The sequence below is a fragment of the Pseudomonas vranovensis DSM 16006 genome (genome assembly GCF_000425805.1).
In the GTDB taxonomy this organism is placed as follows: Bacteria; Pseudomonadota; Gammaproteobacteria; order Pseudomonadales; family Pseudomonadaceae; genus Aquipseudomonas; species Aquipseudomonas vranovensis.
This window is the reverse complement of record NZ_KE384454.1, coordinates 97,358-121,053: the sequence shown is the minus strand read 5'-3', so window position 1 is coordinate 121,053 and position 23,696 is coordinate 97,358. Positions and strand designations below refer to the sequence as shown.

11 protein-coding genes and 1 pseudogene are annotated in these 23,696 nt (G+C 64.6%); 8 read left to right on the top strand and 4 right to left on the bottom strand.

Annotated features, from left to right (window positions below):
• Positions 1-94 precede the first annotated feature (94 nt).
• From H621_RS0120055 to H621_RS0120035, 5 genes are read left to right on the top strand one after another with little or no spacing between them, the layout of a single operon-like run.
• Positions 95-11,446: a VCBS domain-containing protein gene (locus tag H621_RS0120055; protein WP_028945084.1), complete on the top strand. Its 11,352-nt coding sequence runs from the start codon at positions 95-97 to the stop codon at positions 11,444-11,446.
• 24 nt (positions 11,447-11,470) lie between these two features.
• On the top strand, positions 11,471-13,006 hold the full coding sequence (locus H621_RS0120050) for a TolC family protein (protein WP_028945083.1): 1,536 nt from the start codon (positions 11,471-11,473) through the stop codon (positions 13,004-13,006).
• On the top strand, positions 12,987-13,769 hold the full coding sequence (locus H621_RS0120045) for an efflux RND transporter periplasmic adaptor subunit (RefSeq protein WP_051270638.1): 783 nt from the start codon (positions 12,987-12,989) through the stop codon (positions 13,767-13,769). The genes H621_RS0120050 and H621_RS0120045 overlap by 20 nt, the downstream gene beginning before the upstream one ends.
• Complete coding sequence (locus tag H621_RS0120040) at positions 13,756-15,102, top strand: efflux RND transporter periplasmic adaptor subunit (protein WP_028945081.1); 1,347 nt, start codon at positions 13,756-13,758, stop codon at positions 15,100-15,102. The genes H621_RS0120045 and H621_RS0120040 overlap by 14 nt, the downstream gene beginning before the upstream one ends.
• Entirely contained in the window at positions 15,102-17,198 is a 2,097-nt protein-coding gene (locus H621_RS0120035) for a site-2 protease family protein (RefSeq protein WP_028945080.1), read from the top strand. The genes H621_RS0120040 and H621_RS0120035 overlap by 1 nt, the downstream gene beginning before the upstream one ends.
• Before the next feature lie 177 nt (positions 17,199-17,375).
• Here the strand turns inward: H621_RS0120035 and H621_RS0120030 are convergent, their stop codons facing one another.
• Positions 17,376-18,254 (bottom strand): Dyp-type peroxidase, encoded by an 879-nt coding sequence (locus H621_RS0120030; RefSeq protein ID WP_028945079.1) that lies wholly within the window; start codon positions 18,252-18,254, stop codon positions 17,376-17,378.
• Positions 18,255-18,448: 194 nt separating this feature from the next.
• Between H621_RS0120030 and H621_RS0120025 the strand changes: the two genes are divergently transcribed.
• Positions 18,449-19,021 (top strand): HD domain-containing protein, encoded by a 573-nt coding sequence (locus H621_RS0120025; protein WP_028945078.1) that lies wholly within the window; start codon positions 18,449-18,451, stop codon positions 19,019-19,021.
• Here H621_RS0120025 and H621_RS0120020 read toward each other — a convergent pair.
• The gene (locus H621_RS0120020) at positions 19,018-20,025 is read right to left on the bottom strand and encodes an AraC family transcriptional regulator (RefSeq protein ID WP_028945077.1); all 1,008 of its coding nucleotides are present in this window, start codon (positions 20,023-20,025) and stop codon (positions 19,018-19,020) included. The genes H621_RS0120025 and H621_RS0120020 overlap by 4 nt on opposite strands.
• Positions 20,026-20,198: 173 nt before the next feature.
• Here H621_RS0120020 and H621_RS27360 point away from each other — a divergent pair.
• Both H621_RS27360 and H621_RS0120010 read left to right on the top strand, forming a co-directional pair.
• A pseudogene (locus H621_RS27360) lies at positions 20,199-20,974 on the top strand (class II aldolase/adducin family protein).
• A gap of 46 nt (positions 20,975-21,020) precedes the next feature.
• Positions 21,021-21,917, top strand: a complete 897-nt coding sequence (locus tag H621_RS0120010; protein ID WP_028945076.1) for a bile acid:sodium symporter family protein — start codon at positions 21,021-21,023, stop codon at positions 21,915-21,917.
• Positions 21,918-21,955: 38 nt separating this feature from the next.
• Here the strand turns inward: H621_RS0120010 and H621_RS27355 are convergent, their stop codons facing one another.
• Both H621_RS27355 and H621_RS0120000 read right to left on the bottom strand, forming a co-directional pair.
• Positions 21,956-22,765: an AraC family transcriptional regulator gene (locus tag H621_RS27355; RefSeq protein ID WP_036990176.1), complete on the bottom strand. Its 810-nt coding sequence runs from the start codon at positions 22,763-22,765 to the stop codon at positions 21,956-21,958.
• A 1-nt stretch (position 22,766) separates the two neighbouring features.
• Positions 22,767-23,684 carry a pyridoxal-phosphate dependent enzyme gene (locus H621_RS0120000; RefSeq protein WP_028945075.1) on the bottom strand — a complete coding sequence of 306 codons (918 nt, stop codon included), beginning with the start codon at positions 23,682-23,684 and terminating at the stop codon, positions 22,767-22,769.
• Positions 23,685-23,696: the final 12 nt, after the last annotated feature.

Below are 23,696 nucleotides of genomic sequence, written 5' to 3'. Positions count from 1 at the left end.
TGGAATTCCCTCAGAATCATCCTACGCTTGCACTGTTCAGTGCCTTGAATGAACTCAATGGAATGGTTCGCCGTGCTTTCTGAGGGTTGTTGCTATGCATGGTTCGCGTGGTTTTTCCCCTGCTCTTCATCTGCGTCCGCAAACCCAGACGCTAGCATTGGAACCCAGGATTCTGTTCGACGGCGCTGCTGCCACGGCAGCGGCCGATCAGCAACACGCCGATACGGCGGCCCCCAAGGATGATGCCAGCGCACACCCTGCCCCCACCGATGCCCCGGCGCGCAGCGAACCTGCACCCTCGGCCGCCCGCCACCTGCTGGTGCTCGACAGCCGTATCGAAAATAAAGAACAACTGGTCGCGCAGTTGCCCAGCGACGTCACCGCCCTGGTGGTCGACAGCAGCCAGGACGGCCTGGCGGCAATTACCGCAGCCCTGGCGCAACTGGGCAAGGTCGACTCGATCCAGGTGCTGTCGCACGGCGGCGCCGGGCAGTTCACCCTGGGCAACCGCACCATCACGGCGGACAACGTCGACAATCTCGCCTCCACCCTGCAACAGTGGCAAGGCAACCTGACCCAGGGCGCCGATATCCAGCTCTACGGCTGCAACATCGGTGCGGGCGACGCCGGCAAGACCCTGGTCACCGAACTGGCCCGCTGGACGGGCGCCGATGTCGCTGCGTCCAGCAACGACACCGGTAGCGCAGCCGGGGGCGGCGACTGGACCCTCGAGGTGCGCAACGGCACCATCGACCAGCATATCGCCCTGAGCGCCGCAGCCCTGGCCGACTTCGACGGCCTGCTGGCCGATGCCGCGCCCACCACCGGCCTGCCGGTGGCCGGTGACGATGTATTGCTCGGTAATACCTTCAATTTCACGGTGAACTTCACCAACCCTTCGACCCAGGAAGGCTACGCGCCGTTTCTCAATATTTTCATGCCCGTTACCGGTAGGGATGGCGATGATGGCGTGAGTTTCATCTCCGCCAGTTACTTGGGCCAGACCCTCACGACGCATGCAGTCACCTTCGATGCTTCCGGCAACGCCACCCACCCGCTGGCCAAGGACGCCAGTGGCAATTTCGTGGTGCTCAACGCTGCCACCTACGGCATGCGCGCCGGCGACCAACTGGTTGTGGTGGAGCTGCCATTTGCCAGCGTGACCGCCAACCAGCCGGTGATCCCGGTGCAGATCACCGCCAGCCTCAGCCAGCTGGCAGACACCGCTTTTTCCAACGGCACGCCGGATCTGGTGATCAAGACCAGCGGTGGCTTCGAGTTTGGCAATGACCCCCTCGACAACCCCCAGGCCGACCCCAGCCTGATGCAGGTCGGCACCGTCGACTACACCGTACACCCGACAGTACTGACGTTCGACCAGACGGTGTCCACCCCGGAAGGCGAAACGGCCACCGGCCCCAACTTCAACCGCTCCCTGACCGTGACCATCACCCCGGCACCGGGACAGACCCTGAGCAATGTGGTGGTGACGCAACCCCTGCCCGACAACGTTCAGGTCACCGCCATTACCCCGGGCCCCGGCGGCGTGCTGCGGTCAATCACGCTGCACGACGGCACGGTGATCAGCAACCCGACAGCCATCGCTGCGGCGATTGCCGCCGATAACATCTTTATCGATTCGTTCACCGTCGAGTACGCCACACTGTCGGCCGCCACAGACACTCAAGTGGCGTTCTATGTACCCGAATTCGATGCAGACGCCCAACCGGTGCTTGACCCGGTCACCGGCAACGCGGTGACCATCACCGTGGACGCGCCTTCAGCCACTGGCCAATGGGCACCGCTGGACCCGCGCGACGTAGTAGCCCCGGCGACCACCATCGACTTCAGCGGCACGGGCGATCCGGTCCAATTCGTTGCCAAGTCGATCACCTTGCTCAAGCAAGTGGGCATCCAGAACGATATCGGCCAGACCGGCGTGACCCCTGGCGATACCTTGCAGTACACCCTCAACCTGGCCGTGTCGGACTTCTTCGCCTTCGGCAAGGACTTCTTCAACGATGGCCAACTGGTGGTCCGCGACCAGCTCAGTGACGGCCAGACGCTGGTCGGCACCCCGACCCTCACCGTGACCATCAACGGTGTGGCGCGCACCATTACCCTGGTCACCAGCGTGGTCGACAACGGCGACGGCAGCACCTCGATGGTGTTCGATATCGCCCAGTCACTGCGCAATGCCGCGGCCGTGGTGGGCGGCTGGTTCAATGGCGACCTGGCCTTCGACGACCGCCTTGAAGGCGCCGCGCTGGCGGTACTGAGCTACACCGCCCTGGTGGGCCAAAGCTACCGGCCACCGTCTGGCGCCCCCCACAGCGAAATCAACGAAGGCGACGACCTGGGCAACCAGGCGGTGGTCGAAGGCACCCTGCTGCAGGATGTGCTCAACCTCACCGGCGCCTCGCAAACCGATGATTCCTCAACCCTGAGCACCGTGCCGACGCGCAACGTCGACATCGAGATTCTCGACGTCAACAACCAGCCACCACCTGCCAATGGCGAGCTGCGCCCGGGCGATGAGGTCACTTTCCAGCTCAGCTACGACCTGGTCACCGGTGACTACGAAAACTTCAAGCTCACCGCCTACCTGCCGCTGCCGCTGTTCAATGTCAGTGGTATCACCTGGACGCAGGGCGACCAGACCGGGCAATGGCAGATCGGTGACGGCAACACCAACCTGGGCGGCGTGGTGACAGTCACCAGCGCCGATGGCAACGCGGTGGTGTTCGATTTCGGCAGTTTCGTCACTGCCGATACCGCCGGTAGCCGTATCGTGGTGCGCTTTACCCTGCGCGTGGGCGACCAGCCGTTTGCCGACCAGCGCTCTCTGGACGTACTGGCCCAGTCCAGCCAGCAGACCACCCTCACCGACCGCACGCTGATCTCCTCGGACATCGCGGTGATCGTCTCGGTTGCCGAACCTGTGCTCAATATCAAGCACGGCGTGGTCTCCGGCTCCAACGGTACGGTCACCAACACCACCGGCAGCTGGAACCCGCCGGGCAGCACCGGCGTGCCCTTCAACGGCACCATCACCGACCTTGCCGCCGTGGATGGCAATATCAGTGGCATCGACGGTGCCGACCGCCTGCGCCTGGTCACGGCCATCGAAAACAGCGGCGGTGGCGGCGCCTTCGATGTCACCACCAGCATCACGCTGCCCACGGGCCTGAGCTTTGTCGGCGGTAGCCTGGCCACTGCCAACCTGCAGATTTATCGCGGCGACGGCAGCCAGATGGTTGCCGGCACCGACTACATCGTCAGCGGCAACCAGATCATTTTCCAGGACGCCGGTGGCGTCGCCAGCCTGCAGGCCGGGCGCAGCGGCACGGCCGCCGACACCAGCGGCGCCAACATTGTGGTCATCAGCTACGATGTCGAAGTCAGCGCCAGCATCGAAGCCAGTCGCAGCCTGCAAAGCACTGCCACCCTGAGCAACTATGCCAGTGTCGATGGCGGCAGCGACTTCACCCCCACCGACCTGCAAGACCTCGCCAACCAGCAGGTCGCCGCCCCCGAGATACGCAAGAACTTTGCCGACGGCAGCCTCGACGACGGCGATTCCAGCGCCAGCCACACCACCGGCAGTGACTTGGTGGTGGGTGAATCCATGCGCTACGACATCATTGTCACGCTGCCCGAAGGCGGCACCCAGAACCTGCGCATCGACGACCTAATTCCACCGGGCATGCGCCTGGATACCAGCTTCAACGGCGGCCTGGGCTACCAGATCATTACCACCACTGCCGGTAGCGGCGCCCTGGGCGCTGACTTTGTCGGCAGTGTGGTGGTCAGCGGCATTGGCGGCCAGGGCGGCACCCTGGGCGACGACGGCGTGGATGCCCGCCTGACCTTCAGCGTGTCCGGCGCCAGCGCCGACAACCAGACGGGCAACAACAGCTTTGTGATCCGCTTGCAACTGGTGGCCAACAACGTCATCGGCAACCAGGCCAACAAGTCGCTGCAGAACAGTGCCCAGGTGCTCTACAGCGACCCGGACGCCGACACCCCCAACGGCACGACCCCGGTCGACCGCCCGGTTGCGCTCACCGGCGGCCAGCCCACCATCACCGTGCGCGAGCCGACCTTGCAGGTGACCCAGGAGCTGACCTCCACCACCGGCGCTGCCGGCTATGACGAAGGCGACCCCGTCGAGTTCACCATCACCATCAGCAATGGCACCAGCAGCAGCGACTTCAACGCCTTCGACATTAGCCTGCTGGACAACCTGCCCACCGAAATCGACAACCTGACCCTGGTCGGCGTGCTGTACCAGAATGGCGCCACCAACAATGGCGGCGTCGACTTCGAGCTGGTCGACGGCCAGTTGCGCACGGTCAGCGGCGCCAATATCGACATCGCCAAGGGCGGCAGCATCGTCTTGCGCATCAGTGGAGTGATCAACGCCACCGCCGCTGCCGAGGCCTCGTTCGACAACCAGGCCATGGTGCAGTGGACCAGCCTGGACGGCACCCAGGCCGGGGAACGTACCGGGGTCGACGGCACCCTCAACAGCGGCGTGCTCAACGACTACCAGCTCATTTCCAGCTTGATCGTGCCAGTGGCCCAGGCCATCAGCATTTCGCGGGTCGGTGGCTTGCCGGACACCCCGCCTTCCTCGCCCACCGATGGTCCGGTGGAGCAGGTCACGGTCGGCGAAGTGATTCGCTACCGCGTGGTGGTGCTGGTGCCCGAAGGCGACAACCCCAACTACCAGATCCAGATCACCCTGGCCAACGGCCTGGAATTCATCGCCCCGGATGAGCTGGCCAATGCCCTGCGCATTGCCTTTATCTCCAATGGCGGCCTGACCAGCGACGCCAACCTGATCATTGGCGGCACCCTGGATATCGATGGCAACGAGAACAGCGCCGAGGCCCTGCCCATCACCCCGGACCTCTCCGGCGCGGCACCCACGGGGATATTCGACCCTTCCCGTCTGGTCATCGTCACCAACCCCGACGGCAGCCAGACCATCACCTTCAACCTGGGCAATGTGACCAACGGCAACGGCAACGACGACGACCTCGAAGGGATCTCCCTGGAGTTCAACGTGCGCGTCAGCAACGAGGCCAGCAACATTGCCGGCGCCCAGCTCGGCGTAAGCGCGCAGGAAATCGTCAACGGCAACGCCCGGGCCAGCAGCGATACCTTGTTCGAGCAGGTGGTGGAGCCCAGTTTCACCGGCCTGGACAAACACATCAGCAGCTTCGACCCCAACCCCGGCGGCAGCACCGGCACCGCCACGGTGCAGATCAACTTCACCCAGAACGGCGGCCTGCCCGCCTTCGATACCCAGCTCACCGACAGCTTTGCCGGCGGCAGCGGCTATACCCTGCTCAGCGTGCAGATCAACGGCATCACCTACGGCCCGGGCAACCTGCCGGCCGGCGTGAGCGTCAGCACCACCGGCGGCTTGAGCGTGAACTTCGACCAGCTGGATGTCGGCGCCCAGGTCAGCGTGGTGTACCAGGTAACCCTGCCCAACGCGCAGATCATCGCCAGCAGCGATGCGACCCTGACCTGGAGCAGCCTGCCTGAAGACTTCAGCAGCTTCGCCGGCTCCAGCGTCGGTGTCGATGGCCAGGTCGATGGCGAGCGTACCGGCAGCGGCACCGGCCCCAACCAGTACATCCTGCGCGACAACGCAGGGCTTGGCGTGATCAGCGGCACCCTGTGGGACGACACCAGCTCCGCCGACACCAGCATTGCTCCCGACGGCCCTGGCCTTGCCGGGCAAACCGTGATCCTGACCTGGGCCGGCGTGGACGGCCTGCTCGACACCACCGCCGACAACCTGCAGTTCAGCACCGTGACCGATGCCACCGGCCAGTACCGCTTCGGCGTACTGCCGGCGGGCGTGTTCCGCATCGATGTACCCACCGGCCTGATCAACTACCCGCAGCCTGTGGGTGATTTGCGCGTACGCATCGACAGTGACGCCGATACCGCGGTAGGTCAGATCAACGTCACCCTGGCCGATGCCGGCACCGGCATCGCCGACGCAGGCTTCGTGGAGCAGAACGATGCGCCGGTCAACAACCTGCCGGGCACCCAGAACGGCCAGGAAGACATCCCCCTGGCGATCACCGGCATCAGCGTCAGCGATGCCGACGCCGACCGCGATCCCGCTATCAACGACCGCACCCTGACCATCACCTTGAACGTGCTGCACGGCACCCTGTCGCTGAGCACCACGCCGTCGGGTGTGACGGTCACCGGCAGCAACAGTGCCAGCATGACCCTGACCGGCAACCTCGCCGACCTCAACCTGGCCCTGGCCAACCTGATGTACCTGGGCAATGCCAACTTCAACGGCACCGACACGCTGACCGTGCTCAGCAACGACCAGGGCAACTTTGGCGACGCCGATGGCGACGGCATCCCTGGCACCGCTGGCGATGCGCTCACTGACCAGGACAGCCTGCAGATCATCCTTGCTGCCGTGAACGACACACCGGTGGCGGTACCCGACACCATCACCGCCGTGGAGGCCGGCGGTACCAACAACGCGGTGGCCGGTATCGACCCGCGGGGCAACGTGCTGACCAATGACACCGATGTCGATATCGCCACCAACGCCGACCAGCTGCGGGTGCTTTCGGCTGGCCGCACGCCATTGACCCAACAGACACTGCCGGTCAACGGCACCGTCGTGGTGATCGGCCAGTACGGCCAATTGCTGATCGGGACCAACGGCTCCTACCAGTACTTTGTCGACAACAACAATGCCGACGTCCAGGCCCTGCGCCTGGCCGGCCAGACCCTAACGGAAAACTTCACCTATGTGATCTCCGACATCATCGGCGCTACCAGCACCACGACCCTGGTCGTCACCATCAATGGCGCCAACGACACGCCGGTGGGCGTGGATGATGAAGGTATCGCCATCGAGGCCGGCGGAGTCGGCAACACGCTCGGTGGCCAGAATGCCGAAGGCAATGTGCTCGACAACGACACCGACGTCGACAGCGACGCCAACGGCGAGACCCGGACCGTTATCGGCATACGCCATTTGCGTGAGTCTGCCGCCGGGGACTTCGATCTCGTGGCAGCGGGTGCAGAAACCGAAATCAACGGCACCTACGGCACCCTTTTCATCAACGCCGACGGCAGCTACCGCTACGAAGTCAACAACGACAACACCGCCGTGCAGCGCCTGGTGGCGGGTGATCAGTTGATCGAATTCTTCAGCTACCGGCTCGACGACACGGCCGGGCTGGACGATGTCGCCCAACTGCGCATCGTGATCCAGGGCGCCAACGACAACCCCGTGGCCAGCGACGACCAGGCTGCGGCCCAGGCGGCCTCCACCAACGGCAACGCCCAGGAGAGCAACCCCAGCGGCAATGTGATCCTGTTTCCCAGCCGGCCAGGCACCATCGATCAGCCGGGCGGCAACGGCGTTGACCTGGACGTCGACCGCACCGACCGGCCCAGCAGCGAGCTGGTAGTCACCGGCGTGATCGCCAAAACCGAGAACGACTACGATCCGCTGGTCGACATCCTCACGGATGTCGATGCCGACACCACCCAGGCCAATGGCACGGTGATCAACGGGCTCTACGGTACCTTGCGCATTGGCGCCGACGGCTCGTTTTTCTATGACGTGGACAGCGATAACCTCACCGTACAGGGCCTGCCCCCAGGCGATACGCTGACCGAAGTGTTCACCTACCAGATCACCGACAACGCCGGCCTCACCGACGTGGCGCAGTTGGTCATTACCGTGCGCGGGGTCAACGACCCGCCCGTGGCGCAGAACGTCGTCGCGCTGGCGACCGAAGCCGGTGGTGTCGATAACCAAACGCTTGGGGTCAACCCGTCAGGCGATGCCACCGCCAATGCCTTCGACCCGGACGGCGACCCACTGACCGTGACCGAGATCCGTGCCGGCGCCGAGGACCAGACCGGCACGACAGTGGCGGTGCTGCCGGGCGGCACCCAGGTGGTCGGCCTGTACGGCACCCTGACCATCAACCCGGATGGCACCTACACCTATGTGCTGGACAACTCCAATGCTGCGGTCCAGGCACTGCGCTTGAACAGCGACCTGTTGCTCGAGCGCTTTACCTACACCATCAGCGACGGCGTCGGGGCTACCCCCGAGACCGACAGCGCCGAAATCATCGTGCTCATCCGTGGCCAGAACGACAACCCGGTGGCCAACGACGATACGGCGACCGCTGTCGAAGCCGGAGGCCTGAACAACAATCTGCCGGGCCAGGACCCCAGCGGCAATGTCCTGCACCAGAATCCGCCGGCCAGCGAGCTGGGCAACGACACCGATGTCGACGGCGGAGAGGATCCCACCGACCCGATCGACTATGGCGAAACCCAGGCCGTCAGCTCGGTGCGCACCGGCAGCGAAGGCCAGGGCGGTACCGCTGGAACGTTGGGTACCGAACTGCGTGGCGCCTATGGCTGGCTGACCCTCAACGCCGACGGCAGCTACAGCTACCGCCTCGACAATGCCATGACCGAGGTGCAACAGCTGCGTGCCGGCAACAGCCTGCAAGACCTGTTCAGCTACACCGTGATCGACGCCAGCGGCGCCGAAGACCGCGCCACCCTGACCATCAACATCAATGGCGCCAACGACACCCCGGTCGCGCGCAACGACATCGCCACGGCCATCGAGGCCGGTGGCCAGGGCAACGACATCCCGGGCACCAACCCCAGTGGCAACGTGCTGGGCAACGACACCGACGTCGACGCTTTCGGCGAAGCCTTGAGCGTCACCGGGGTCACCCAGGGAAGCAACGTCGGTACCCTCGGCAGAGCTTTCGTCGGCACCTACGGCACCCTCACCCTGGGCGCCGATGGCAGCTACACCTATGTGCTGGACAACAACAATCCGCAGGTCCAGGCCCTGCGCGGCGCCACCAATACCCTGACCGAAGCGTTCACCTACAGCATTCGCGACCTGGCCGGTGCTACCAGCTCGGCACAGCTGATCATCATCATCCAGGGCCGTGACGACACGCCGGTGGCGGTCAACGATATCGCCCTTGCAGTGGAAGCCGGAGGCACCTTCAACGCCACCCCCGGGGTCAACCCCAGCGGCAACGTGCTGGCCAACGACACTGACGTCGATGTCAACGACACCAAGACTGTCAACGGCATCCGCACCGGCAACGAGGCAGCGGGCGGCATCCTCAACGTCGTCACTGGCAGTCAAGTGATCAATGGCCTGTATGGCACCCTGACCATCGCCACCGATGGCAGCTTCACCTATGTCGTGAACAACAGCCTCGCAGCGGTCCAGGGCCTGAAACAGGGCGAATCGCTGATCGAGCAGTTCACCTACAGCATGGGCGACACGGCCGGGCGTCTCGACACCGCGCAGTTGACCATCACCGTCCAGGGTGCCTGGGATGCCCCGGTGGCCAGCAATGACCTGGCCCTGGCGGTGGCCGACAATGGTAACGGCAACAGCGTCAACCCCACGGGTAACGTGCTGCCCAACGACACCGATGTCGACCAGGGCGACCAGAAGCACGTCAGCGGTGTCCGTTTCGGCAACGAAGCCGCGGCCGGCACCCTCGACCTGGTCAACAGCGGCACCAACAACACCAATGGCACCGTGATCACCGGGCTCTACGGCGAGCTGATCATCGGCGCCGATGGCAGCTTCATCTACAACATCGACAGCACCAACCCTACGGTGCTCGCCCTCGGGCCGCTGCAGTTCCTGCGGGATACCTTCACCTATCAGGTCACCGACCAGGGTGGCCTGAACGACCTGGCCGAGATCAATATCATCATCCGCGGGCGCAACGATGCGCCAGTGGCCAACGATGACACCGCCACCGCCGTCGAGGCCGGCGGCCTGGACAACAGCGAGGCCGGCATCAACCCCAGCGGCAATGTCATCACCGACAACGACACCGACGCGGAAGGCGACGCCCTGCACGTCATCGGCATCAGCACCGGTGCAGGTACCGTGGGCACCGTGGGCAGCACCTTGCGCGGCCTCTACGGTGACCTGACGCTCAATGCCGACGGCACGTGGCAGTATGTGCTCGACAACAACCTGGCCGAGGTCCAGGCCCTGCGCACCAGCGGCCAGACCCTCACTGACGTGTTCAACTACACCCTGGTCGACTTCTGGGGTGCGTTCGACACCGCCCAATTGACCATCACCGTCGATGGCCGCAACGACACCCCCCATGCCCAGGACGATGGCAGCATCGCCGTGGAAGCCGGTGGTGTGGCCAACGGTAGCCCGGGCAGCGACGGCCAGGGCAATGTGCTGGCCAACGACACCGATGTCGACGGCGTCGCCAATGGTGAGAGCAAACAGGTACAAAGCGTCAGCAACGAAGCGGGCCAATCGGTCGGCGCAGGCCAGGTACTGGTCGGTCGCTATGGTCAGCTGACACTCAATGCCGATGGCAGCTACACCTACCTGATCGACAACAGCAACCCCACCGTCCAGGCCTTGCGCACTGCGGGCGAGACACTTTCCGAGACCTTCACCTACCGCATGCGCGATTCCGCCGGTGCCACGGCCGATGCACGCCTGACCGTGGTGATCCAGGGCGCCAACGACGCACCCGTGGCGCAGAACGACAGCGCCCTGGCCAGCGACCAGGTGCCGGCACCGCAAACCAGCGGCAATGTGCTGCCCAACGACAGTGATGTGGACGGCAACGACAGCCTGCAGGTGGTGGGTGTGCGCACCGGTGCAGAAAATGCCAGCGGTGCTTCGGGCAGTGTTGGCCAGCCGCTGCAAGGCCTGTACGGCACGCTGGTCCTCAATGCCGACGGCAGCTACACCTACAGCATCGACCTGACCAACCCACAGGTGCTGGCAGCGGCAGGCCTGGGCCAGGTGCTGCAGGATGTGTTCACCTACACCATTGGCGATCTTGCCGGCGGCCAGGACCAGGCCGAACTGGTGATAACCCTGGATATCGCCGCGCCGTTCATTCCAGCGCCGGCAGGTTCATTTTTCGACCGACCGGCGGGCGACCCCTTCAACCGCCTGCCGATCCCGGACGTGGTGCCGGCGATCTTCATCTCGCCGGTGGTGGAGCGGGACGCACGCCTCAATGAACTCTCCAGCTGGGAAACCGGCGGCAGCCGCTTGCGCCTTGCAAGCGTGGCCCAGCAGCAAAGTGAATCCATCGGTGCCGGCCTGGGGCTGGTACAAGGCCAGTTTGTCAGCAACAGCGTGCAGCGCAGCCAACGCGAGAGTGAGCTGGACCTTGCCTGGCTGTTGGGCCGCCAGGGCCGTACCAGCCTCAGTGCCGATGGCTTGCTCAGCGACCCCTCGGTATTCACCCTGGACCCCGCACACCTGACCCAGGGCCCGGCGCAAAGCGACCCCCCTGCCGAGCCCCGCAACGCGCGCGGCTTTACCGCGCAACTGCACGCCGCCGCACAGCGTTTGTACCCGCACGGGCGCAACACGCCAGAATAAATTGCCATTGACAAAGGACTGAATATGCCTAGACATGCGACCCGGTTTACGATTACGGCCCTCACTTCAGCCTTGTTGCTCAGTGCCTGTGCGTCGCTGGAACCCCAGGCCATCACCGAAGAGCAGAACCGCCAGCGCATCGTCGACGACCAGGCCCGCATGTACCGTGACCAGGAGCCGGTCACCACGCCTATCACCTTTTACGAAGCGGCGGCCCGGGCGCTGAAATACAACCTGGACTACCGCCTCAAGTTGATGGAAAGCGCCCTGGCCTCGGACCTGCGCGACGTCTCCAGCCACGAGATGTTGCCGCGCCTGGTGGCCTCTGCGGGCTATGCCGGCCGTAACAACGACTCGGGCGGTACCTCCATCGGTATCGAGGACCGCGAAGAGAGTTTGCGCCCTTCGACCTCCGAAGACCGCTACCGCACGCTCTACGGCCTGGGCCTGAGCTGGAGCCTGTTGGACTTTGGCGTGGCCTACTACCGCACCCAGCAGAAGGCCGACCAGATGCTGATGGCCGACGAGCGCCGACGCAAGGTGGCGCAGAACGTCCTGCAGGATGTGCGCAACGCGTATTGGCGCGCACTGGCCGCGCAACGCCTGATGCCTGAAGTGGACCAGTTGCTGGCCCGCACCCACCGCGCCCTGACCCAGGCCCGCGAAGCCGAGAACAAGGGCTTGCTGCCCCGCCAGGAGATCCTCGCCTACCAGCGCGCCCTGCTCGACTCGGTGTACCTGCTCACCGTCCGCCGCCAGGACCTGGAGTTCGCCCAGGCCGAGCTGTCGGCATTGATGTCGCTGCCGCCCAAGACCCGCATGGTCCTGGCCGACATGCCCGAGCCGCAATTGCCGCAGATCGGTGCCGGTATCGACCAGCTGGAGCTGCTGTCGCTGCAGAACCGCCCGGAGATCATGGAAGAGTGGTACCGCAAGCGGGTCAACGAGAAGGACCTGAAAATTGCCAAGGCGCAACTGTGGCCCAACGTCACGTTCGACTACGGCTACCGCTATGACTCCAACTCCCTGGCCTACAACAGCCACTGGAATGCCACCGGCCTGCAGGTGTCGATGAACCTGCTCAAGCTGCTGCAACTGCCCTCGCTCAACGCTGCCCAGGCGTCACAAGGCAACACCGACGACATGCGTCGGATCGCCCTGTCGATGGCCATTCTCACCCAGGTTCGGGTAGGCGCCCTGCGCTATCAGCTGGCACGCCAGGAGGTGACGTTCTCCGATGAAAGCCTGCGCGTCGACCAGAGTCTGCTCAACTACGCCCAGGCCGCGCAGCGCAACAACCTGGGATCGGAGCTCGAGCTGATCCGCGCCGAAGGTCGCTACCTGCTCTCGCGCTACCAGCGCGAGGCGGCGTTCTCCAGTGCCCAGGCGGCCTGGGGCCGGTTGTACAACTCCATCGGCCTGGACATCCTGCCGGCCGAGATCGACAAGCACGACGTAAAGACCCTGGCCAACGAGATTCACCGCACCCTCAATGAACAGGAACAAAAACGCCTGCTCGTCACCCAGCAAGGAACGCCTTATGCCCAACCGAGCTTGTGAATCTGCCGTGATGATTCTGTTGTCGCTCGCCACTGCCCTGCCCGCCTGGGCCGAAGACGCCCCCCAGGCCACCCATGTGCCGCCGCCCCTGGACGAGGCCGCGACCATTCGCGTGTTGCTGGCCCCGGAGCTGGAAACCACCCTGTCGAGCCAGATGGCCGGGACCCTGACCGAGCTCCGCGGCAGCTTTGGCCAGCGCGTGGCCAAGTCTGCCCCGCTGGCGCGGTTCAATTGCAGCGAAGCCCAGGCCCGGGCCAAGGTGGCCGCCGCCGAACTGGCCATGGCCCGGCAGAACCTGGACGCCAAGAAAAGCCTGCGCAAACTCGATGCGGTGGGCGATCTTGAAGTGTCGATGGCCAATACCGAAGTACAGAAGGCCGACGGCGCCCAGGCCATGGCCGCCGCGCAAAGCAGCTATTGTCAGGTGTTGGCGCCGTTTGCCGGGCGAGTCGCCAAGGTCCATGTAAAGCCCTACCAGACCGTGAGTGCCGGCACGCCGTTGTTCGACCTGGTCAGCGATGGCGACCTCAAGGTGCGCCTGAACGTGCCCTCCACCCGTTTGAAGCACCTCAAGCCCGGCATGCCCCTGGAGGTGAACATCGTTGAAACCGGCAAGCAGTACCCGGCACATATCAGCGTCATCAACGCCCGGGTCGATGCCGTGGCGCAGACCGTCGAGCTCGAAGCCCAGCTCGATAACAAGTACCCCGAATTGATTGCCGGCATGAGCGGCACGGCGCGGTTCCCCGATGACCATGAGTGAATCGCCCCCGCCGCTGAACCTGCTGCTGCAGCTGGGGGCCTTGCGAGACCGTGCCTTGCAGGCCGACTCGCTCAATGCCCTGAGCTTCTCCATGGCCAACGACCTGTACCCGCTGTTGGCGTTCCACCAGGCCCTGGTGTTCGCCCAGCGCGGCAAGCGCCTTGAGCTGCTGCAGGTCTCGGGCCTGACTCGCCCCAGCGAAGATTCGCCCTACCTGGTCTGGTTGCAGCGGGCCAGTCGCTGGGTTGCAAGCCAGGTGCCCGATGCCGCGCCTGTGTGGCTGACTCGCAACAGCGTGCCACCGCCCGCAGACATCGCCGACGGCTGGGATGAATGGTGGCCCGAAGGGTTGTGGTGCCTGCCGGTACACGCTCGCGACGGTGAGCGCCTGGGTATCTTGCTGCTGTTGCTGGAGCAGGCGCCGCCTGCACCAATGCAACAGGCCCTGCCTACACTGCTCGACACCTGGGGTTACTGCTGGACGGCGCTGAGCCGTCAACGCCGGCTGTTTCGCTGGGGCCTGAGCCGGCGCCAGGGCCTGCTGCTAGTGGCGGCGCTGGGGCTGTTGTTGCTGTTGCCGGTGCGCCAGAGCGCATTGGCACCGGCCGAAATCGTCTCGCGCCAGGCACAGATCATCAGTTCCCCCATTGATGGCGTGATCGACCAGATCCAGGTACGACCCAACCAGGTGGTCGAAGTGGGGACACCCTTGTTCTCCCTCGATGAGACCACCCTGCGCAGCCGCGCCGAAGTACTTGGCAAGGAGGTCGCGGTGGCCGATGCCGAACTGTCGGCAGCCAGCCAGCGCGCCTTCGACAACCCGCAAAGCAAAGGCGAGCTGACCCTGCTCGAAGGCCGCGCTCGCCAGCGCCGGGCCGAACTGGCAGCGGTCCAGGCCCAGCTCAAGCGCACCCGGGTGCTGGCGCCACGCAATGGCGTCGCGGTGTTCAGCGACCCCAACGACTGGCTGGGCAAACCGGTAGTCACCGGCGAGCGCATCATGCAGGTGGCCGACCCTGCGCAACCGGCGATGCTCATCCAACTGCCGGTGGCCGACGCCATCGCCCTGGAACCCGGGGCCGAGGTGACGTTGTTTCTGACCGCCTACCCCCTGACACCGCTCAAGGGCAAGATCCTCGAGACCAGCTACCAGGCCCGTAGTACCGACGACAATGTGGTCGCCTATCGGCTGCTGGCGAGCATCGACGACGCTTCGGAGCATGCTCGCCTGGGCCTGCATGGCACCGCCAAGCTGTATGGCGGCCGGGTCATGCTCGGCTACTACCTGCTGCGCCGCCCGATCGCAGCGGTACGTGCCTGGAGTGGCCTGTAATGCGCGAGCCCGCCGACCTGCCGTTGCCGCCCCTGCGTGAAGACCTGCGCCTGAGCGAGGCGTCCGAGGGCAGCAACGGCGAGCCGGCCTGGGTGATCCAGGACACGGTGATCAACCGCTTTTACCGGATTGGCTGGCTGGAGTTCGAGTGCCTGCTGCGCTGGGGCCAGACACCACGCCAGGTCAGCACCCAGATTGCCGAGCAGACGGCCCTCAAACCCGACGTCGATCAGGTGCTGGGGTTCCAGGCCTTCCTTGAACAGCACCAACTGCTGCGCGCGGGCCCCGAGGCGCTGGAACGGCTCAAGGCACGCGGCGAAGAGCGTACCTGGCTGAGCTGGCGCTGGTGGCTGCATCACTATTTGTTCTTCCGTATCCCGCTGGTGCGCCCGCAACACCACCTGCAGCACCTGGCCCAGTCACTGGGCTGGCTGTTCAGCCCGCTCACGGCACTGGTGGTCATTGCCTTGAGCGTGCTGGGGATCATTTTGGTGCTGCACCAGTGGGACACCTTCGTCCACGACGTGGTCGAGTCATTCTCGGTCGAAGGGCTGCTCAGCTTTGCCCTGGCCCTGATGGTCGCCAAGACCTTGCACGAGCTTGGTCATGCCCTGGTGGCAACCCGCCTTGGGCTGAAAGTGGGTCACATGGGCATTGCCTTCGTGGTGCTCTGGCCCATGCTCTACACCGACACCGGTGAAAGCTGGAAATTGCGCAAGTCGCAGCAACGCCTGGCCATCGCCGCCGCGGGGATCATCACCGAGCTGTCACTGGCAGGCCTGAGCACCTTGGGCTGGGCCCTGTGCGACCCAGGCCCGCTGCGCAATGCCCTGCTGTACCTGGCGACCACCAGTTGGGTGCTGTCTCTGGCCCTCAATGCCAGCCCATTCATGCGTTTTGACGGCTACTTCATCCTCTCCGACCTGCTGGATTTTCCCAACCTGCACGAACGCGCCTCGGCACTGGCCCGGGTCAGCCTGCGCCGCAACCTGCTGGGCCTGGACGAACCCTGGCCGGAACACTTTCCGGCCAGCAAGCGCCGCCTGCTGGTGACCTTTGCCTTTCTCACCTGGGCCTACCGGCTGGTGCTGTTCCTGGGGATTGCCCTGGCGGTGTACCTGTTCTTTTTCAAATTGCTGGGGATCGTACTGTTGGTAGTGGAACTGTCCTGGTTTATCGCCATGCCGATCTGGCGTGAACTCAAGCATTGGTACGCCCAGCGCAGCGCCGTGCCGCAGCGCCGGCGGTGGGTATTCTATGGCCTGCTGGCAGCGCTGTTGCTGCTGCTGGCAGTGCCTTGGCGCAGCCAGATCGACGCCGTGGGCGTGGCCCGTGCAGAACATCAGCTGCGGGTATATGCGCCCTATCCTGCCCGCCTGCAGTCGGTGCGTGGCGAGGGTACAGTCAAGGCCGGGGAAACCCTGGTGGTACTGGACGAGCCCGACATCGCCTCGCGCCTGCAGAGCAGCGAAGCCAATGCGCGCAGCTACCAGGCGCGCCTGGGCGGCCTGCTGGCCGAGCCGGGCGGGCTTGCCGAACAGGCAGCGACCCGTGAGCGTTTGCGCGTGCAATACGAAGAAGCGCGTTCGGCGCGTTCGGAAATCGCCCGCCTCAACCTGCAGGCACCGTTTGAAGGGCAATGGCTGGACGTCAACCCTGATTGGCGGCCAGGGCAGTGGGTGGGTCGCCAGGAAGCCCTGGGGGTATTGATCGACCCGCGCCACTGGCAGGTCGATGCCTATGTCGACCAGGACAAAGTGCATCGCCTGGTGCAGGGTGGCCGGGTGCGTTTTTATGCCGATGGGCAGCCCGCGCCGGTAAGCGGACAGGTGCTGGCCATCGCCAGCACCCGTACCAGCCAGCTCAGCCATCGGCTGTTGGCGTCACGCTATGGCGGGCCGTTGGCGGTGGCGGCGCATGAAAGCGCGCTGATACCGACGACTGCGGTGTTCCAGGTCTTGGTTCAGCTGGATGCGCCCTTGCCCTCGTTGCGCGAAACCCGGGGGCATCTGAAAATCGAGGGCGAGCGCCGCAGCTTGCTGGCCGATGGGGTGACGCACCTGATGGCCGTGTTCCTGCGCGAGAGCGGGTTTTGAACCCGACCAGTGGGGGCAACTGTGTTGAACCACGACCGCTGTGCGGTCGATCGCAGGCTGTCGCCAGCGGCAACACCGGTACTCTGTAGCCGCTGCCGAGGAACGAGACTGCGATCGGCCGCGTAGCGGCCGTTTTCCAGGCAACTCCAGATGTGCTGGCTATCGCGCCTACAGTTGTCAGCCCAGTAAGGCGCTGAGGTCCAGGCCGGCTTCGCACATCGGCGGGCACCAGTAGTAGCCGCCGGTGAGTGGTCGGCTGAAGCGGTACAACGCATCGACCACGCCATCTTCCAGACCGCTCATGCGCCGCAACTGCACTTCAAACGCATCGAACGAATGACCAAAAGCCAGAAAGGCCAGCCCGGCCCCGCGCTCGTCCGCCCAAGGCATCGACCGACGCACGATGAACGCCTCAGGCTCGAAGCTTTCCTGGGCAGTGCGTTTGACATGCGCCGACACCGGCGCATCATCCAGCTCCTCATTGTCGGACTTGCGTCGGCCAATGATGTCGTCCTGCTCAGCCTGCGGCAGTGCCTTGAAGCAGTCCAGGTCATGACGCCACAGCTGGAACGCAGCAAAGCTCGAACCACTCACCCCACGCACATCGCCAGCAACGATTGCAGCATCAATCGCGGCGTCTTCCACCGGGTTCTCGGTGCCATCTTCATAGCCGGTCAGGTCATGGCCACTCTTGTGGCGAAAGGCGTCGGTGGCCTCGACCAGCACAAACGCCGGCGCCAGCAGCTTTTCCAGGGCCTGGCTGAGCAACCACAGTTCACCGCGGTCATCGCCGCGCACCCACAACCACAGGTCGTGCTGGGTGCAAGGATTGTCGACGGCGGCGGTCAACTGCGGGAAGGCACGCAGGCCATCAATGCTACGCCCCAGCGCCTGTACCAGCGGCGCGCCGAAACCGGCCACCACACGGCTGCCATCTACCGCTTGCAGCAGTGCATCGAGCACGCCAGCGAGCACAGCGGGTGTGTGCAGGGCGAAAAACAGGTGACGGGCTTGAGCAGGAACGGGAGCGTCGAGAATGCCTGGCTGGAACTGCATCGGGTATCGGATCCTTGAGTAAAGCCGCGAATGCTACTGCCTGGGGCCAGGGTCTACAAGCGCGGCGCCTTGACGCAGGCGTGGCCAACAATGGCCAACAAAGATAACAACCTGGCGCCCGGAGCGATTGGGCACACGGCACGCGGCTTCTTATGCTCGGCCCAGCCACAACGGCATTGAACCTGGAGCCCTGCATGAACGCACGCGCGCGCTTTACCCACATGGACGACGGTACCGCCGAGGACTGGGCAATCATCGCTCGTCACTTTCCCGACTTCGCCGCCGGTTTGCCCGAGCGCATTCTCGCTCACCTGAAATTGCTCGAAGGCGATTTCGGCGGCTTTCCGGTAGACCGACTGACCCATTCCCTGCAGACCGCCACCCTGGCCTATCGCGCCGGTGAAGACGAAGAGTACGTGGTCTGCGCCCTGCTCCACGATATCGGCGACACCCTGGGCAGCTACAATCACGCCGATATCGGCGCAGCGATGCTCAAGCCCTTTGTCAGCGCCGAAAACCACTGGATGATCGAACACCACGGCATCTTCCAGGGCTACTACTTTTTCCATCACCTGGGCATGGATCGCTTTTTGCGCGAGCAATTCAAGCAGCACCCGCAGTACCTGCGCACCATCGAGTTCTGCGCCCGCTACGACGCGGCCGCCTTCGACCCGGCGGGCGAGACCCTGCCCCTGGCGTTCTTCGAGCCGATACTGCACCGGGTATTTGCCCGTCCCCGGCAATCGCTGTACCTGGCCGCCTGCTAAGGCGCGCGGCTGGCACGGTAGTCGTTGGGGGTGGTGGCAAACCAGCGCCGGAAGGCGCGAAAGAAATTGCTCGGCGCAGAGAACCCCAGCAAATAGGAGATCTCCTGAAGGCTCAGCCCCGGCTGGGCCAGGTACTGTTCGGCCAAGGTACGGCGCGTGTCGTCGAGCAATTGGTGAAAACTGCTGCCCTCCTCCTGCAAGCGCCGCTGCAAGGTGCGCTCGGACAACAACAGGGCCTGGGCCATGGCTTCTCGACGAGGCTCACCCCGAGGCAGCAGGCGACACAGCAGCAAGCGCACCTGGTGCGTCACCTGGCCATCGGCGAAACGTGTCAGGTAGTCATCGGCAAAACGCTGGTGCAACTTGGCCAGGCCAGCATTGGCCGTAGGCAGCGGCGCCTGCAGGTCGGCGCGCTCAAAGCACAGGGCGTAGCGCTCGGCCTCGAACTGCAAGGGTGCCTGGAATACCTCGGCGTAGGGCCCGGGGTCCTGGGGCGCTTCACTGCGAAAACACACCCGCCGAAGCTGCAATGGCCGATTGGCCAACCAGCGACAGAACGCAAGAAAGTACGCCAGCGACCCTTCGGCACTTTGCCGGGTCGAGGGCAGACGGTCGCCATGAATGGCCAGCGTCAAGTCATAGCCTTCGTCCGTGGCCTGCAGGGCCAGGTCTGCCCCCTCGCCGATGATTCGCTGGTAGCGCACCAGGCTCTCGATACCCTCCAGCAATGTATGGCTGGACATCACCGCATAGCCCACCACATGAAAGGCCGATGGCCGGACGGCGCGGGCCATGCCAAGGCCAATGGCCGGGTTGCCGGTGCTCAGTGTCGCCTCCTGCCACAAGCGGGTCATGCCATCCTGGGGAAAGCGTGCATCGGCGTCGTTCAGGGCGGCGTAGTTCATGCCCAGGGTCTGGAACAGTCGGCGGCAGTCCACTCCCTGGTGCTCAAGGGACTGGACGATAGTGCTGGCCCAATGGGAAGAGGTGGTGCGCTCGGTCATCAACGGACTCTTGTTCAAAACGTGCGCAGCATTTCTACACCACTGCCCGCACGCGAACAACCTCACCTGCCGGTTGACCCGCAAGGCTATCAGCTTGGCTGCCAAGGCGAGTTCCGCCCGGGTGCCGTGTGGCTAGACTCAGGGCCATACCCACAAGAACAAGGAAAGCACCGATGCACAGCCTGAAAACACCGGGTGATGTCCAGCAGCTAGTCTCGGCCCAGGAGTGGCAGACCCGCGTGGACCTGGCCGCCTGCTACCGCCTGATCGCCCTGCATGGCTGGGATGACCTGGTGTTCACCCATATCTCGGCCAAGGTACCGGGCACCGAAGATTTCCTGATCAACCCCTATGGGTTGATGTTCCATGAGATCACCGCCTCCAGCCTGGTGAAGGTCGATCTTGAGGGTTCCAAGCAGATGGACAGCCCCTTTGAGATCAACCCCGCCGGCTACACCATTCACAGCGCCGTGCATGAGGTGCGCCACGACGTCAATTGCGTGCTGCATACCCACACCGCCGCGGGCGTTGCCGTGTCGGCGCAGCAGGCGGGGATCCTGCCGCTGTCCCAGCAGTCGATGTTCGTGCTCGCAAGCCTGAGCTACCACGACTACGAAGGCGTTGCCCTGCACGCCGATGAGAGGCCCGGCTGCAGGCCGACCTGGGCCTGAGCCACTACATGATGCTGCGCAACCACGGTCTGATGACCTGCGCCGCCAGCGTGGCCGACGCTTTCCTGATGATGTTCATTTTCCAGCGTACCTGCGAGATCCAACTGATGGCCCAAGGCAGCGGCGCGGCGCTGAGCGAAATCCCCAAGAGCATCCTCGCCGGTACCCAGGCCATGCTCGCTGGCGTGCTGCGCAGCAGCACCGGCATGGGCGGCGCCCTGCCCTGGCCGGCGTTGCTGCGCAAGCTCGATGAGCAGATGCCGGGCTACGCGAGCTGAGATCCTCGCCTACACTGGCGCACATCCCTTTGCGTGAGACCCGGACATGACTGCATCGCCTTTGCTAAGCGCCTTTCTGCCCATTGCCCTGGGCTTCATCATGTTGGGGTTGGGCCTGACCCTGACCCTGGCCGACTTTGCCCGGGTAGTGAAATTCCCCCGGCCAGTGCTCATCGGCCTGGCCTGCCAGATCCTGCTGCTGCCGTTCATTTGCTTCCTGATTGCCAAGGGCTTCGGCCTGGCCCCGGCACTCGCGGTGGGCCTGATGCTGCTGGCCGCCTCCCCTGGCGGCACCACGGCCAACCTGTTCAGCCACCTGGCCCACGGCGATGTGGCCTTGAACGTGACCCTGACCGCCGTCAACTCGCTGATCGCGATCCTGACCATGCCGTTGCTGGTCAACCTGTCGCTGGCCTACTTCATGACCGCTGACCAGGCCATCCCGCTGCAGTTCACCAAAGTGCTGCAAGTGTTCGCCATTGTGCTGGTGCCGGTGGCATTGGGCATGTTGATCCGCCGCCTGGCACCAGGCTTTGCGCAGCGCTCGGAACGGCCGATGAAACTGGTGGCGGCGCTGTTTCTGGTGTTCACCGTGGTGCTGGCCCTGGTCAAGGACTGGCAGACCGTCGTGGAGTACGCCCCGGTGGTCGGCGGAGCGGCGTTGCTGTTCAACCTGCTGAGCCTGGGCATCGGCTACTGGCTGCCGCGCCTGCTGAAGATCCCAAAACGCCAGGCGATTGCCATCGGCATGGAGATCGGCATCCACAACGGCACCCTGGCCATTGCCCTGGCATTGGCCCCGAGCCTGCTCAACAACTCGACCATGGCGATCCCGGCGGCGATCTACAGCCTGATCATGTTCTTCACCGCCGCAGCGTTCGGCTGGTGGGTTAGCCGCGAACCGATCCCGGTAGGAGCGGGCTTGCCCCGTGATGCGGACTGACTGTGTAAGTTGGCCTAGTGGCAAGCAAGTCAGCTCCCTCAGGCTTTGTGTATACCTGCGCCTCCGAGGGCACGGGGAGGCGCACCGTAGGTGCGGCGAAACAATCGGCTGAAATGCGCCTGGTCGTAAAAGCCCAGGTCCAGGGCAATTGCACTCAACGGCTGGCCGGCCAGCACCCGCGGCAAAGCGCGTTCAAGGCGCAGTTGGGTCAGCCATTGTTGCGGCGGCAGCCCGCAGTGATTACGAAAGCGGCGCAGCAATTGCCAGGGGCTCAGGTCAACGAACGCGGCCATTGCTTCCAGGCTCGGCGGCTGGTCCAGGCGAGACTCCAGCCACTCGCGCAACTGCTGCCAGCGCCTGGCATCGAAGCCATTGCCGTGGTCACTGACCGTAAGGGTGGAGCCCATCCCCAGCAACAGGGCCAGGGTTTCGTAAAGTTGGCTCTGGAACGCCAGCGGATCGTGTTGCTGGTGCAGGCCATTGAGCAACTGCTGCAAACGCGGGTGGCGCAGTTGCCTGGCATTGAGGGTGGGCAAGCCTTGGCGGCCATTGCTCAGGTCACGGCTGGCCTCGGCCAGCCAGATCGGGTCCAGGGTCAGGATGCGAATGCCATAGCCCTGGTCACTGGCACTGGCACCGTCGTGTACATGCTCCGGGGCCATCAGCAGGATGTCCCCGGCCCCGGCCAGCAGGCGTTCGCCACCGGCAGCGTAGCGTTGCTGGCCGGCGACGATCAGGCCGATGTGGTACTCCAGGTGGAAATGCCGGGGGAAGGCGAATTGCTGGTAACGGGCATCGATCAGGCGAACGCCTGGATGGCCCGGAGCCTGATGAACGACGCTTTCCAAATCAGCAGGTCGCCCGCCACTGGCGGATCTGGTCAACGGTCGCGGTCACCCCACCACAGACGATCACCAGCACCTTGGCATGGCGCTTGAGCGCCTCGCTGGGTGAATAGGCCAGCGCCAGCGCAGCGCCGCAGGCTGGCTCGACCAGCACGCGCTGGTCCGAGAGGAAGCGCTCGCACGCCTCCAGTGCAGCCTGATCGCTGACCACATGGCTGAACACAGGACGTTCCTGGCTCCACTCGAAGGCACGCTGGCACACCTGCCTGGTAGCCAGCGACGTGGCCACGGTGTTGACGCTGTCCAGTGCAACCCATTGCTTTTGCGCCATGGCCGCGGCCAGCGAGGCGGCGCCGGTGGTTTCTACGGCAAATACGGGTACCTGCCCCAGGCCATTGCGCGCCAGGCCTTCGCACACACCACTGAACAGACCGCCCCCACCCACCGAAAGCACCACCGCATCGGGGGTGAAACCGCTGGCGGCGACTTCATCGATCATCGTTGCGTGGCCTTGCCACAGCAACGGGTCATCGAAGGGGTGGATATAGGCGTCATCATCGCCCAGCAGCGACAACGCCAGGGCGTTGGCTTCGTGCCAGGCCTTGCCATGAACGATCACCTCGGCCTGTTCCTGACGGATCAACTGCTTGGCCCGTTCGGTGGTGGTCTCGGGCACCACCACGGTGACGGCCAGGCCCAGGCTGCGGCCGGCATAGGCCACGGCGATACCGGCGTTGCCACCTGAAGAGGAAATGAAACGACGCTTGCCCTGCCTGGCATAGGTTTCACAGGCAGCGCCAATGCCGCGCAACTTGAACGAGCCCGACGGCTGCAGGGCGTCGAGCTTCAGCCAGATGTCCAGGCCGCTGGCCAGGCTCAGCGGGCGGGATGCCAGCAACGGGGTTTCGATATGCAGGCTCATGCGCTTACTCCA